Origin of the sequence: Microbacterium testaceum StLB037, from assembly GCF_008763945.1 — a bacterium.
Classification (GTDB): domain Bacteria; phylum Actinomycetota; class Actinomycetes; order Actinomycetales; family Microbacteriaceae; genus Microbacterium; species Microbacterium testaceum_G.
In genome coordinates, this window is sequence record NZ_VTQH01000003.1 from 163,437 (window position 1) to 177,338 (window position 13,902).

Below are 13,902 nucleotides of genomic sequence, written 5' to 3' on the forward strand. Positions count from 1 at the left end.
TCCGGCACCTCTCACGAAAGGAGACCGCATGGCGGTCCACGACATCAAGCGGGGCGTGAGCCTCTACAGCTTTCAGGAAGAGGTCTTCCTGCGAAAGCTGACCCTCGACGACGCGGTCCGCGTGTGCGCCGAGATGGGGGCCCGCGGGATCGAGGTGATTCCGGAGCAGTCGTTCGACAGCTTCCCGAACCTCACCGACGCCGAGATCGCTGGGTGGCACGAGCTGCACGCGAAGTACGGCACGACGCCCACCGCGTACGACATGTTCATCGACTTGAAGCGTCGGAAAGACCGGGTCATGACGTTCGAGGAAGGCGTGGAATCGATCGTCCGCGACATCAAGCTGGCCAACAAGCTCGGCTGCACCTCGATGCGCGTCATCGTGAACACCCCGCCCGAGGTGTTCGAGGCGGCGGCACCCTACGCCGAGGAGTACGACGTCCGGCTCGGAGTCGAGATTCACGCGCCGATGCGCTTCGACCACCGGTGGATCCAGCAGTTCCTCGACATCGTGCATCGCGTCGACAGTCACTACCTCGGCATCGTGCCCGACATGGGCATCTTCGTTCGGGAGTTCCCGCGGGTGGTCGCCGAACGCTTCAAGCGCGATGGCGCTCGCCCCGACCTCGTCGACCACGCGGTGAAGGTGTACAACGACCACCCGGATGACATGGAGACTCTGACCCGCGAGCTCGCGTGGCGCGGGGGCACGGCGATCGACGTGGCGTTCGCGAACAACGTCGTCGGCTACAACTACGTGGCGCCCGAGACCATGGCCCCGCACGTGCCCTACATCGTCCACATCCATGCGAAGTTCTACGAGATGGTCGGGGACGAGCGCGAGTACTCCATCCCTTACGACGAGATCGTGCCGGTGCTCATCGCCGGCGGATACGACGGATACCTGTCGAGCGAGTACGAGGGCAATCGCCACATCCAGGATGTACGGCCGGTCGACAGCGTGCAGGAAGTCGCCCACCAGCAGCGCATGCTCGCACGTCTGCTCGGCGAGGAAACCACCACCGGAGGGAGCCGCTGATGTTCGACAGATACCTGCTGGAGGACGACACCTTCGCCAATGTCGAGGTCGACGGCCAGGTCGTCGGCTGGAAGATCGGCGCCCGGATCGGCTACTACCGAGGGCTGGGCCTATCGATGATCGAGCTCTCGCTCGCCGTCGACGGTTCGCCGGTCCCGCCGGAGAGCATCCGCCTACAGCTCCACGGCGCCGACTACCGCCTCACCGAGATCGAGGACGTCCTCGACGATCGCTGGGGATTCTCCGAAACCGTCATTCTCTTCGTTGAGCAGCACGGGGGGTTGGCGCCGGGGGAACATGAGATCGCCTTCGAGCAGAGTCTGCGCATCTCGTACCTCGCCGTGCCCAGTGTGAACCGGGTCTCGCGGCGACTGGCGCTGGCATGAGCTGCCGCTCCCGGTCCGGGCCTCGACCTCCGGACCCGGGAGCGGTCAGGGGGACGGGGGCATGAGAGTGATGTTCCGCGCGCTCGCGCACCGGAACTACCGGCTGTGGATCGCCGGACTGTTCATCTCCGGCATCGGCACGTGGATGCAGATGACCGCGCAGGACTGGACGGTTCTGACGGTGCTCACCGATCAGGATGCCGGAGCACTGTCGGTCGTGATCGCGTTGCAGACGGCTCCCCAGCTGATCCTGCTGCCGATCTCGGGATACGTGTCCGACCGGATTCCCCGGAGGCGACTCCTCATCGGGACGCAGATCGCGATGGGACTGCTCGCCGTCACGCTCGGATGCCTTCTCCTCGGCGGCGTCGCCGAGTACTGGCACGTGTGCGTCCTCGCCGCCGTCACCGGCGCGGTTCAGGCCTTCGACTCTCCGGCGCGCAACACCTTCGGCAACGAGTTGGTCCATCCCGGGGTGCTCCCCAACGCGATCGCGCTCGGCGGTGCGACGTTCAATCTCGCCCGCCTCGTCGGCCCGGCCATCGCTGGTCTTCTGATCGGTGTGGTGGGTCCGGGCTGGATCTTCATCGCCAACGCGGTGACCTTCGTGGCGATGCTCGCCGGTCTCGGTCTCATGCGTGCGCACGAGTTCCACCCGGTGCAGCGCGACGATGGGCGATCCGGGCGGTGGCTGGGTGGGATCCGATACGTCTTGCGCGATCGTCGCGTGCTCGCGCTGATCGTGATGGTGTTCCTCGTCGTGGGCTTCGTGGGCAACTCCATCACCCTTCTCATCATCACGGCGGCGACGAAGGAGTTCGATCTCGGAGCGGCCGGCTTCGGCCTGCTGACGTCGTGCATCGCGGCGGGGTCGATCGTCGGTGCACTGTTCGCGGCGGCTCGCCGATCACCGCGTCCGCGCGTGCTGCTCGCTGCCGCTCTCGGGTTCGGTGTCGCGCTCCTGCTCGCCGCCGTCATGCCGACGGCGGAGGCGTTCGCGATCTCGATGCCCCTCGTCGGATTCTTTCTGATGGCAGCGATGGCCACGGTCAATGCGCTGGTGCAGACGTGGACCCCGCCCGGCATGCGTGGCCGGGTCATCGGCGTCTACATGCTCGCGTGGATGGGCGGTGCCCCGCTCGGTGCCCTGTCGTTCGGCGCGGTGGTCGAGGCGGCGGGGCCGCGTGTCGCTCTTGCCGTGGGCGGCGGCGTCGCGGCCCTGTGCGCGGTCGGCGTCGGTCTGCGTTTGCGCTCGTTGCGCGCGTCAGGAGCGGCGGCGGCACCCGCCCCGGCGGTATCGGAGGTGGCGCCGTGACCTCATCGACGGCGAGCGGCGGCGATCGCCTCACGGGCCGCCGGCGACGTGAACAGCGTGAACGAGGTCGCAACGAGGTCGGCGCCGTTCGCGTCGATCTCGCGGACGATGCCGGCGGTGATAAGAGGCTTCGTCGCGGCCATGCCCTGCGGATGCGCGACTCGCAGGGCGGCGAGGGTGGCATCCACGCGGGAGTCCATGTCGGACGCGTCGACCGCTTCGTCGATGAGTCCGATCTGCGCAGCCCGCTGCGCGTCGATGCGCTCGGCCGTCAGAAACAGGCGCGTCGCATCACGCGAACGCAGCCGGGGCAGCACGCACACGGAGATGGCGGCGGGCGCGAGGCCCAGCCGCACCTCGGTGAAAGAGAAGTCCACGTCGGTACGGGCGATCGCGAAGTCAGCGGCGGTGACGAGGCCGAGTCCTCCCGCCCGCGCGGGGCCGTCGAGCCGCGCGACCACGGGAACCGGAAGAGTCAGTATCTGCCTCATGACGGCGAGCAGCAGCTCGATCGATCGGCGCAGTCGGTCGGGATCCTCCTCGCGCAGATCGAGACCGGCGCAGAACGCCGGGCCCTCCCCGGACAGGACGACGGCTCGCGCGCCCGCCTGCACCGCGGCGTCGAGCTGTGCGCTCACCGACGTGAGCATTTCGACGGTGAGAGCGTTGCGGTTCTCGGCTCGAGCGAGGGCGACGTGAGCGATTCCCGCATCGATCCGCAGGGAAGCGGGTGGGTCGGAACTAATGAGTGGCATATTACCTACCGTAGTAGTTAGGATAATCCCGTGAGAAGACTTGACTTGCACTTCTACCCCGGAACGCCCACGTGGGTGCGTTCGCAGGGACCGTTCGCAAAGGCGCTGGCGGAATACTGGAACAAGCCCTGGGACGGCCGTCCGGAGGCGGACGTCGTCGCGGACGCCCGTGCGGCCGGGCTCCACGCCGTCCTCGTCGCCTTCGACATCGAGAGCATTCACGGTTCTCCGCCGATGACGAATCAAGAGGTCGCTGCCATGCGCGACCGTCACCCCGACGTGTTCGTCGGCGCGTGGGGCGCGGTCGATCCGTTCAAAGGCGAGGAGGCTCTGCGCGAGGTGGAGCGCGCCGTCCGCGAAGACAGCATCCTGGGGCTGCACTTCCACCCGATCATGGGGCGCTACCGCGTCGACTCGGACGAGCTCAAACCGCTGTTCGCCCTCATGCGCGATCTCGGACTCGTGGCGATGGTCGATGTGGGAACGACCGGCATGGGTGCGGGTCTCCCCGGGGGCCTGGGCTCGCTCATCGAGAACGCTCACCCCCTCGCCATCGACCGCCTCGCGGCCGAGTTTCCCGATCTCACCATCATCGCGTCGCACCCGGGCTGGCCCTGGGTCGACGAGATGACGGCCGTCGCTCTTCACAAGGGCAACGTCTTCTGGGAGCTGTCCGGCTGGGCGCCCAAGTACTTCTCGCCGCAACTCAAGGTCGACATCCGCGCCCGGTTGCAGGACAAGATCATGTTCGGGTCCGACCACCCCAGCATCCCGTTCGATCGCCTGTTGCGAGAATGGGACGAGCTCGGGTACTCGGAGACGGTCATGAACAAGGTCTTCCACGAGAACGCCGAGCGCGTGCTCGGCATCTGACCCTCGGGTCTTCTCGCTCACCCATCTTCAAGGAGGAAACATGGATGCTGCTCGCCCTCACGCGCTCGTCACGGGCTCGGCCAGCGGAATCGGACGGGCCAGCGCTCTGCGGCTGGCCGCAGCGGGTTACGACGTGACGATCAACTACTCGCGCTCCCGCGACCGGGCCGACCAGACCCTCGCCGAGCTGCACGAGCTGGGCGGGTCGCACCGCGCGGTCCAGGCGGACGTCAGCGACGACGACGCCGTCCGCGCTCTGGTCGCCGAGGCGGTCGACGCCGACGGAAACCTCGCGGCGCTGGTCAACAACGCCGGAACGACGGCCGAGACTCCCCCCGACGACCTCGAGGGGATCGATCTCGACGACTGGGACCGCGTCATGCGCGTGAACGTGCGGGGCCTCGTCCAGGTCACTCGCGCGGCGGCCGGCCCGCTCCGGCAGGCGCGCGGGTCGATCGTGAACATCGCGAGCATCGTGGGCCTTCGCCCCGGCGCCCAGCCTCTCGTCTACGCCGCGAGCAAGGCCGCCGTGGTGAGCCTGACCAAGACACTCTCCCGGGTCATGGCTCCGGAGGTGCGGGTCAACGCCGTCGCCCCAGGGTGGATCGCGGGGGAGTGGATGGAGCGCACCCTGGGCGACGACTACGACCGTCTCATGGAACGGCGCGCCAAGCAGACGCCGCTCCGCCGCAACGTGACGCTCGACGACGTCGCGGCATCCGTCGAGGCTCTCGTCACCCTGCACCCGTTCGTCACCGGTGAGATCGTCGTGATCGACGGCGGCTTCACCGCCACCACCTAGGAGATCCATGACTCTCGACGGCATGGTCCGCTTCCCGGCCGAGGACGCCCGGCGCTATCGTGCGGCGGGGTACTGGGAGGATCGGTTGCTCATCGACCACTACGAAGACGCGTTCCGCGCCTTCGCCGACCGCGTGGCCATCACCGACGGCGAGGTGACGTTGACCTACGCGGAGCTGAAGGAGCGGGCGCTGCGCGTGGCGCGCAACCTGTACGACCTCGGCATCCGGCCGCTCGATCGGGTCGTCGTGCAGTTGCGTAACACTGCTGCGTTTCCCCCGTTCTATCTGGGACTGCAGTACCTCGGCGCGGTGCCGATCATGGCCCTGCCCGTCCATCGTTACCGGGAGCTGGAGCAATTCGTTCGCCTGTCGGGCGCCATCGGTCTCGCGGCGCCCGCTAGGAGCAAGGATGCCGATCACCGCGAGATCTACGCGCGGATCGCCGCCGAGCACCCCTCGCTCCGCCTTCTCTTCGTCGAGCAGGACGAGGGCGGATCGGACGTGGACGCGATCTCGATCTCCGAGCTCATCGAGCGCGAGCCGGTGGCCACCGAGGCCGATGTCCGTGCGCTCCACGAGGGTCTCGACCCGGAGGACCCCGCGGTGTTCCAGCTTTCGGGCGGGACGACGGGGATCCCCAAGCTCATCCCGCGATCGCACAATGACTACGCCTTCAACTCCCACCTCGCGGCGTCCGTCTGCGACATCCGCGATGGTGACGTGTTATTGGACGTCCTCCCGATCTCGCACAATCTTCCGCTCGCGTGCCCGGGAATGCAGGGTTTCCTCTTCCGGGGAGCGACGGTCAGCCTGGTCGCCTCGACATGGAGCGACGGCATTCTGGACCGCGTGGAGTCCGACCGGGCCACGCACATCCACGTCGTTCCGGCCCTGCTGATCAAGCTGACGGAGGCGCTCGCGGCCCGTCCCCGGGACGTGTCGTCGATGCGGGTCATCCAGAGCGGCGGCCAGCGTCTCCAACCCGAGACGCGTACGCGGGCATCGGCGCTCTTCTCGAACGCCACCGTGCAGGAGAACTTCGGCATGGCCGAAGGCCTGCTGATGTTCGTGCGTCTGGACGACCCCGACGACGTGCGTCTGGAAACGGTCGGTCGCCCGATCTGCGCCGACGACGACGTGCGGCTCGTCGACGAGGACGGGAACGATGTCGCCGACGGCGAGGTGGGCGAGTTCTGGGCGCGAGGGCCGTACACCCTCCGCGGCTACTTCCGTGCGCCCGAGCACAACGCCACGGCGTTCTCGCCCGACGGGTTCTACATGAGCGGTGACCTGATGTACCGGCATCCCTCCGGCAACTACGTCGTGGCCGGCCGCCGCAAGGACCTCATCAACCGCGGGGGAGAGAAGATCTCGGCGGAAGAGATCGAGAACCTCATCCTGGCTCACCCGGCCGTCGTGCTCGCCGCGGCGGTGCCCATGCCCGATCCGGTCCTCGGTGAGCGCACGTGCGCGTGCGTGGTGCTCCGCGAGGGTGCGACCCTCGACCTCGAGGAACTGGTGGACTTTCTGCGCGGCTTCGACCTCGCCACCTTCAAACTCCCCGAGGCGTTGCGCGTCTACGACGAGCTGCCGCTGTCGCCGATCGGCAAGGTGTCGAAGAAGGACCTGGTCGCGGAGCTCGCCGCCGAACGGGTCTGAGGGCACGAAGAAGGGGCCGGACGATTTCTCGTCTGGCCCCTTCTTCGTGCGGTCGATCAGGCGCCGACGGCGGCCCGTGCTGCTCGGACGGCGAGCGAGACGCTCAGGAGAGTCGGGTTGGATGCCGTCGGTGTGGGGATGACCCCGTTGCCGGCCACGAAGAGCCCGGGCACTCCCCAGACCCGACCCCAGGGATCGCACACGCTGGTGCCGTCGTCCGTCGCGCCCATACGGACGCTGCCCTGGTAATGGATGGAGCTTCCGGCAGGGACAAGGCGCGGCGCTCCACCGGGGACGGGTGTTCCCATGCGCTCGACGAGCCCGCTGACGATCTCGATTCCGCGGGCGATCGTGGCCCGGTCACGGTCGGTGAGGGAGTAGTGGATGGTGGGGGCCGGCATCCCGAAGAAGTCCACCTCGTCGTCGGAGAACTCCACCCGGTCCTCGAAGCGGATGTCCTTCGTGGCGAAGCAGCCGAGGCCGACAATGGGGTGCTTCTCATCGGAGACGACGTCGCCCACGACCATCGGGGCGGCATCGCGCTGCATGATTTGCCCGTGGAACGGGTACTCGGGGCCCCAGAACGGGATCCAGCTCACCCCGGTCATCGCCTCACGTTCGGAGGCGGCGGGACCGCCGTCGTCCTTCTCCGCGCGCGCGATCTCGTGTTTTAGATAGACCGAGCACATGATCTGGGGCTGGTCGTTGAGGTAGTGGCCGAGGGCCCGGGGGCGGATGCCGGATGCCCAGAGGACCTGCGGGGTTCCGAAGGAGTCGGCGGCGACGACCACCTGTCGTGCCGCGACCTCCTGGACGGTGCCGGTGCGGCGATCCTCGATCTCGACTCCGCGGACGGCCCCGTCGTCGGCGCGGAGGACCCGACGGACGACGGTCTCCGCGCGCAGTTCGAACCCCGCCGGCGCAGCATCCTCATCGACGAGCGGTCCGAGCACGACATTCGTTCCCGACCATCGCGGGCGTCCGGACGCGGTGGGGAACGCGGCGAGGGGCATCGCCTGCACGCGACGATCGGATGGCCGCCCATCGTCGAACACGGCGCCGAGCTCACGTTCGACGGCAGCGCGCACGGCGGTGTCGGCGAACGCCTCCTGCGTGACGTGCAGCAGTACGCGACCGCGAGCGAGAAGCTCCTCGATCTCGTCCCGCGGCACCTGCGGGGGAAGCTCGGCCTCGCCCGGGGTGGGACACGCGCAGGTCCAGTGCTGGCCCATGCCTCCCACCGATGCGGTGGCGAGCGCGCCCGGCATGTCCTGTTGCGGGTCGTCGGTGCGGCCGGGGGCGACGAGGAACGTGCCGGGGCGCGCGGTCGGGCGCTTCTCCCGGTCGTTCGAGACCGCTTGGTGACCGTCGGCATTCGGGCCCTGAGACCGCCGCTCCGCCTCCGCGCGACGGTCCGCGGAGAGGTTCCGCACCGATTCCCCGGGGACGGTCGTCGTCTGCGGCCCGCGCTCGAGCATGAGGACACGGGCATCGGCCCGGTGCTCGAGGTACTCCCGCGCGAAGGCCGCGCCCGCCGGTCCGCTTCCGACGACGACGAGATCGAACTCCTCGATCATTCCGCTTCTTCCTCTCGCGCGATCGAGTTCAGGATGCCTCGGGCCCCGCGCAGCGCGATCGCGACGCTGGTGAGGGTCGGGTTCACCACGGTGTTCGTGGGGATGGTGCCGTTGCCGCCGAGGTAGAGGTTGTCGATGCTCCAGACGCGACTCCAGGGGTCGCACACGCTGGTGCCGTCGTCGGTCTCGCCGATGCGCATCGTCCCCTTGTAATGCAGGCTCGCGCCGTAGGGGAGCGGGGCGGGCTCGCCGCCGGGGATGAACGAGCCGATGGCGCCGGCGACCTGCCGTTGACGGCGACGGGCGCCCTCGAGTTCGGCCTCTTCGCGGTCGGTGAACTCGTAGTGGATCGTCACGTTCGGCATCCCGGCCCAGTCGAGGTCGGTGTCGTCGAACTCGATCCAGTCCTCGTAGCGTGCGAACTTCCGGATGCCGAAGCCGACGTTCGCGTAGCCCCAGGGGTTGTGGGCGAGCGGGTGGTCATCGGGGATCGGCAGCGGCGAGTCGTGCATGTACAGCACCTGGCACGAATAAGGGTTGTCCGGCTCGGAGAACGGCAGTCTCAGGACCGCGGTCACCGGGTCGGGGGCGCTCTCGGAGAGACGTCGTTCCCGTTCGATCTGCTCGAGGCTCAGACGACCGCCCAGCTTCTCGGGGTCGATGGCGACGACGCTGAAGATGCCGGGGTGGTCGCTGAGGTAGCGTCCGAGGGCCCGCGGACGAATGCCCGAGGCCCACAGGAGCTGGGGCGTACGGATGGCATCCGCGGCGACGACCACGATGTCGGCCGCGACGAAAGTTTCTTCGCCGCCGCTCGCCGGGGTGATCAGGACGCCGGTGGTGTGCCCCTCATCGACCACGACGCGGGTCACCGCGGTCTCCGACCGCAATGTGAAGCGCGCGGCCTCGGGGGAGGAGGGGTCCATCAGAGACCCGAACACGACATCGGTGCCGGCCCATCGCATCCGGCCATCGGCGTCGAGGTCGCCGGCGACCGGGAGGGGTCCGACGCCGTAGCCCTCGGGGAGCTCGTCGTCGACCTCCGCCGAGATCGCTTCCTGGAGGGCGGAGGCGATGGGGGAGCGGTCGAATGCGCGGTGCGTGGTGTGCAGCAGCGCCTCGGCCTCGAGGATCAGGGCGTCCCATTCGTCGCCGGGGATGAAGGGTATGAGTTCCGAGAAGCCGGGTCGGGGCGTGGCGCACGTCCACTGCGCTCCCTGTCCGCCGACCGCGGTCGACACCGCGGCGGCGGGGAACTCCGCCGCATGCCCACTGCCCTCACCGCCGAAGTCGATGAGGTGGGTTCCGCCGCGCGCGGTGTAGGTGCCCTCTACCACTTTGGTGATGGGGATGCCGAGACCCACGGGTGCGCCGTCCCGGGACTGCGGTCCCTGCGCACGCCGCCGGGCCTCCTGCTTGGCCGCGGGGTCGGCGATGTTCCGCACGTTCATGCCGACCGGCTCCGTGAGCACCGGCCCGCGTTCGAACATCGTCACGCGCACCCGTGGAGAACCCTCGAGGAGGGCTCTGGCGTATGTCGCGCCGACGGGACCGCTGCCGACGACGACGACGTGGACCTCGGGGCCGTTCATCGCGGGTCCTCTTCGTTCGGTTCTGCCGCGACCGCCGGGGCGAGGACGTGCTGCAGCTGCCAGCCGTTCAGCATCGTCGTCGTGGGCGGGTGCGGGCTGAGCTCGCTCTCGACCACGACCCAGCCGTCGTAGCCCCGGCGGGCGAGATCGGCGACGAAGCGGCGGCTGTCGACCCGGGGGGAGGGGGCATCGAGCTCGACGTACCACCTCGGCACGGCACGGCTGCCGCCGGCCCGACGCACGTGATGCTCGGCGTTGCGCACCGTGTACTCCCCGATGTCGTCGACGGCTCCCACGTTCTTAAGGTGCACCAGAACCACGCGGTCGGCGTGCCGGTGGAAGAAGTCGTGCGGATCGACACCGGCGATGGTGAGTTCGCCGGTGTCGAGCGCGAGGCCCACGCGGCCGGGATCGGTCGCCGCCACCAGCTTCTCCAGTCCGTCTCTGACCCGCAGCGCCGAGAGGAAGTCGAAGTGCAGCCCGAGGCGGATGCCGGACTCGGCGATCGCGTCGCCGACGGCGTTCCATGTCTCGGCCAGGACGGCGATGTCGTCGTCATCGAGATCCGGCCGCTGCCACGCCGACACAGCGGGGCGCGCGACGAGGACGTCGCCGCCGAGCTCGGCCAGTGCGCTCGCGAACCATCGCGCGCGCTCGATCAGGACCGGGCGGCTCGCCGCGTCGGCGGGATCGGAACCGGGGAGCAGGTCTTCGCGGTAGGGCGTCATCGGGTCCCAGAACCAGCTGCTGACGCCGTCGAGCCCCGCCTCGCGGACGAAGGCCGCGAAACCGCCCAGATCCCCGAAGTTGGCGGCCATCTGCTCGGGGTTGCCGAGTGGTTCCCACCGGCCGGTGCCGGCGGTGAGCTCGATCCCCGTGAAGCCCGAGATCGACACGATGCGGAGCGCGCGCAGGTGGTCGCGGCGCCGCGCGAAGTCGTCGAAATTCGGCTTGAAGTGGTTGATCGCGTGCGCCCAGCGGATCATCGGGCCCCCTCCTCGGCGGCGATCTTCTCGAGAACGTTCTTCGCGTACCAGCGCGCGATCGCCGTGCTCTCGGCGTGGTTGCCGCCGAGCTTGTTCGCCTTGTCGTGCTCGACCGAGAGCCAGCCGTCGTAGCCGTTGCGCACGACCGCGCGGATGAACGCCTCGAAGTCGACGAGGCCGCCCTCGTCTCCCATCTCGTGGAACCACTTCGGCGTGGTCTCCGACATCAGTTCGGAATCCGGACGTCGTCGATGGTCACCGATGAGGTCCTGGTGGCGGGTGTCCTTGAAGTGGAACCCGGTCACCCGGTCGGCGTAGGCGTCGTAGAACTCCACCGGGTCGACGGTGGCGATGCAGTGCTGAGCGGTGTCGACGAACAGGTTCACGTACTCGGGGTCGGTGTTCGCGTAGAAGGTGTCCAGCTCCCAGCGCGACTGGATGCCGCAGAAGAACTCGTGGTGGCAGGTGAGGTTCACTCCGGCGGCCTTCGTGATCTCGCCGACCTTGTTCCACAGCTCGCCCGTGATCTTGATTTTGTCCTCGGTCACCGGCTCCATGTCGTAGTACAGGGCCGCGGGCATGACGATGATGTTGTCGAGCGCGATGTCCGACCACCGGTCGAGCGTGACCCGGAAGTCCTCGAGGATCGTCGGATGCGTCTCCCGGATGTGCGGCGCGTACACGCGCGGGTCGTAGTTGGCGGCATGGAACGTGTTGACGATGCGTTCGAGTCCGCGCTCCTGCACGAACTCCTGGTAGTTCCCCACCGAGCCGAACATGTCCATGATCGTGAAGTACCGGTGGTCGAAGCAGTCGATCGCCTGGTATCCCACCGCCGCGACCTGCTTGAGGAACCGGTCCATGGTGCCGATGGTGTTCCACTGGTCGACCGGACCGCTGGGCGAGTCGCTCCGCCAGTGGTCCATGTAGCTCCACTTGAGGGTCATCGTCCTCGTCCTCCGGGGAAATCGGCGTTCCCGAGGGAGCGCAGGTACCAGGCGTTCAGGAGCGCCGTCGTCGCCGGCGTAGGCGACTGGTCGCTCTCCACGACCACGGTGCCGGTGTATCCGATCGTGCGGAGGGCCTCGAGGACCGCCGGCACGTCGACGAGTCCGCCGGGGGTCCCCAGCTCGAAGAACCAGCGCTCGATGCCAGGGTCGGCCGCGCCCTGGAGCAGCGCGCTCTCGGCGAAGGGGTGGCGGTACGTCTCGGTCGAGTCGACCGCCCGCGCGTCCTTCAGCTGCACGTGGGCGATGCGCTCGCCGTGCGCGAGGAGCACCTCCACCGGATCGTGTCCGGCGACGGTGTACTCGGCCGTGTCTACGGCGAGACCCACTGTCGCGGGATCGGTCTCGGCCAGCAGGGCCTCCCGGAGCGGGGCGGGACGGAAGGCGGAGAGGCAGTCGATGTCGACCGCGAGCCGCACCCCCCGGTCGGCGCACAGGCGCCCCAGTGCGTTCATGATCGTGGCGACGTCCGCGACGCTCGGGCCGTCGGGCAGACGCCACGCGGACTCCGAGGCCCGGACGACGAACGTCTCCGCGCCGATCGCCTCGAGGAACTCCACGAAGGGAACGGCGGCCTCGACGATGGCGGCGTGATCGGAGGCGTTCGACGTCGAGCGGAGTGCTCCGCCCTCCTCCTCGGCCGGAGCGGTCGGATCCCACGTCATGCTCGAGACCCGACGGATCCCGGAATCGGCGAGGAAAGCGCGGAACCCTTCGATGGACCCGTGCCCGAGAAGAATGTGTTCGGGTCGCCCGAGGTTGTTCCATCGCCCCGATCCGCCCTGCAGCTCCACGGCGTCCAGGCCCGTGACGCTGATCGTCTTCAGCGCCCGCGTCTGCAGCTCGGGGCGCACGAAAGCGGTGGGGGGAGAGTTCCATTGGTTGAGGGCGTAGGCCCATCGCAGCGAAGCGCTCATCGTCCGGTCACCTCGTTCAGCACGTTGTCGATGTACCACTTGGCCACGGCGGTGGCTTCCGCGTAGTCCCCGCCCTCGATCTCGACCTTGTCGTGCTCGACGGTCAGCCAGCCCTCCCACCCGGATGCCGTGATCTCGGCCATGAGCGCGGGGAAGTCGACGATGCCGTCGGGGCGACCCATCTCGACGAACCAGCGGGGGACGCCCGTCGCCAGGAGCTCGGCATCCGGGGGTGTCTTATAGGCCTCGGCGGTGTCGATGGCGCGGGTGTCTTTGAAGTGGAAGCCCGCGCACCGGTCGCGGTAGCGACGGAAGACCTCGATCGGGTCGACGCCCGCGATGGTGTGCTGAGCGGTGTCGCAGAAGAAGGCCACGTTCTCGGGTGCGGTGTTGCCGAGGAAGAAGTCGAGCTCGTCGACCGTGCGGATGGCCCCCCAGAACTCGAAGTGGCAGGCGAGGCGAAGATCCCGTTCGCGGAGCATGGCGCCTGCCCGGTCCCAGAGTTCCGCGGTCGCGAGGGTCTTGTCCGGTGTCACGGGTTCGACGTGGAAGTAGGTGTTCGTCGGCATGACGATGACGTTCTCGACCGCCGTGCCCTCCACCATGCGCGCGAGCGCCTCGATGTCGCCGAGGATGCGTTCGTGCGTCTCGCGACGGTGCGGCGCCCGGTAGTCGGTCGCGTACGGGTAGGCGGCGAAGACCCCGGTGATCCCGACGAAGCCCTCGGACTGCAGGAACGCCTCGAACTCGTGGACGGAACCGTAGAGCGTCGCGTACTGGGGGAGCGTGAAGCCGAACGTGTCGAAGCCGGTGAAGCCGAGGGCTGCGAGCTGGCGGACATAGGCATCCATGTGTCGCCTGTTGAAGGACGGATGCCGGAGACCCTGCGGTGTGGGGGTGAGCCAATGGTCCATGTACGACCAGCGATCCCACGGCATAAGCATCTCCTGTCAGCGGTGACGGTGTGATACCTACCCTAGTAAGTATCTCAGC

13 protein-coding genes are annotated in these 13,902 nt (G+C 68.4%); 6 read left to right on the plus strand and 7 right to left on the minus strand.

What is annotated here, in order from left to right; translation table 11 throughout:
* The first annotated feature begins 28 nt into the window (after window positions 1–28).
* The 3 genes from F9B98_RS13085 to F9B98_RS13095 all read left to right on the plus strand — a co-directional run bounded on the left by F9B98_RS13085 (window position 29) and on the right by F9B98_RS13095 (window position 2,740).
* Window positions 29–1,039, plus strand: coding sequence for a sugar phosphate isomerase/epimerase family protein (locus F9B98_RS13085; RefSeq protein ID WP_150958169.1), 1,011 nt, complete (start codon window positions 29–31; stop codon window positions 1,037–1,039).
* On the plus strand, window positions 1,039–1,425 hold the full coding sequence (locus tag F9B98_RS13090; RefSeq protein WP_150958171.1) for a DUF6379 domain-containing protein: 387 nt from the start codon (window positions 1,039–1,041) through the stop codon (window positions 1,423–1,425). Before F9B98_RS13085 ends, F9B98_RS13090 begins: the two co-directional genes overlap by 1 nt.
* A gap of 61 nt (window positions 1,426–1,486) precedes the next feature.
* Window positions 1,487–2,740, plus strand: coding sequence for an MFS transporter (locus tag F9B98_RS13095; protein WP_150958174.1), 1,254 nt, complete (start codon window positions 1,487–1,489; stop codon window positions 2,738–2,740).
* A 2-nt stretch (window positions 2,741–2,742) separates the two neighbouring features.
* Here the strand turns inward: F9B98_RS13095 and F9B98_RS13100 are convergent, their stop codons facing one another.
* Window positions 2,743–3,495 (minus strand): enoyl-CoA hydratase-related protein, encoded by a 753-nt coding sequence (locus F9B98_RS13100; RefSeq protein WP_150958176.1) that lies wholly within the window; start codon window positions 3,493–3,495, stop codon window positions 2,743–2,745.
* A gap of 30 nt (window positions 3,496–3,525) precedes the next feature.
* On the opposite strand from F9B98_RS13100, the gene F9B98_RS13105 reads away from it, so the two are divergent.
* Genes F9B98_RS13105 through F9B98_RS13115 form a run of 3 tightly spaced genes read left to right on the plus strand, consistent with a single transcriptional unit; the run spans window position 3,526 to window position 6,830 of the window.
* Window positions 3,526–4,368 carry an amidohydrolase family protein gene (locus F9B98_RS13105; protein WP_150958178.1) on the plus strand — a complete coding sequence of 281 codons (843 nt, stop codon included), beginning with the start codon at window positions 3,526–3,528 and terminating at the stop codon, window positions 4,366–4,368.
* A 40-nt stretch (window positions 4,369–4,408) separates the two neighbouring features.
* Complete coding sequence (locus F9B98_RS13110) at window positions 4,409–5,170, plus strand: SDR family NAD(P)-dependent oxidoreductase (RefSeq protein ID WP_150958180.1); 762 nt, start codon at window positions 4,409–4,411, stop codon at window positions 5,168–5,170.
* Between the two features lie 7 nt (window positions 5,171–5,177).
* The gene (locus tag F9B98_RS13115) at window positions 5,178–6,830 is read left to right on the plus strand and encodes a (2,3-dihydroxybenzoyl)adenylate synthase (protein WP_150958182.1); all 1,653 of its coding nucleotides are present in this window, start codon (window positions 5,178–5,180) and stop codon (window positions 6,828–6,830) included.
* Window positions 6,831–6,886: 56 nt separating this feature from the next.
* Here the strand turns inward: F9B98_RS13115 and F9B98_RS13120 are convergent, their stop codons facing one another.
* Genes F9B98_RS13120 through F9B98_RS13145 form a run of 6 tightly spaced genes read right to left on the minus strand, consistent with a single transcriptional unit; the run spans window position 6,887 to window position 13,847 of the window.
* Window positions 6,887–8,407: a GMC oxidoreductase gene (locus F9B98_RS13120; protein ID WP_150958184.1), complete on the minus strand. Its 1,521-nt coding sequence runs from the start codon at window positions 8,405–8,407 to the stop codon at window positions 6,887–6,889.
* Window positions 8,404–9,999 (minus strand): GMC oxidoreductase, encoded by a 1,596-nt coding sequence (locus tag F9B98_RS13125; RefSeq protein ID WP_150958186.1) that lies wholly within the window; start codon window positions 9,997–9,999, stop codon window positions 8,404–8,406. Before F9B98_RS13125 ends, F9B98_RS13120 begins: the two co-directional genes overlap by 4 nt.
* A complete protein-coding gene (locus tag F9B98_RS13130) occupies window positions 9,996–10,985 on the minus strand; it encodes a sugar phosphate isomerase/epimerase family protein (protein WP_150958188.1) in 990 nt (329 codons plus the stop codon). The genes F9B98_RS13125 and F9B98_RS13130 overlap by 4 nt, the downstream gene beginning before the upstream one ends.
* Window positions 10,982–11,932 (minus strand): sugar phosphate isomerase/epimerase family protein, encoded by a 951-nt coding sequence (locus tag F9B98_RS13135; protein WP_150958190.1) that lies wholly within the window; start codon window positions 11,930–11,932, stop codon window positions 10,982–10,984. Before F9B98_RS13135 ends, F9B98_RS13130 begins: the two co-directional genes overlap by 4 nt.
* Complete coding sequence (locus tag F9B98_RS13140; protein ID WP_150958192.1) at window positions 11,929–12,909, minus strand: sugar phosphate isomerase/epimerase family protein; 981 nt, start codon at window positions 12,907–12,909, stop codon at window positions 11,929–11,931. The genes F9B98_RS13135 and F9B98_RS13140 overlap by 4 nt, the downstream gene beginning before the upstream one ends.
* Window positions 12,906–13,847 carry a sugar phosphate isomerase/epimerase family protein gene (locus F9B98_RS13145; RefSeq protein WP_191966844.1) on the minus strand — a complete coding sequence of 314 codons (942 nt, stop codon included), beginning with the start codon at window positions 13,845–13,847 and terminating at the stop codon, window positions 12,906–12,908. Before F9B98_RS13145 ends, F9B98_RS13140 begins: the two co-directional genes overlap by 4 nt.
* Window positions 13,848–13,902: the final 55 nt, after the last annotated feature.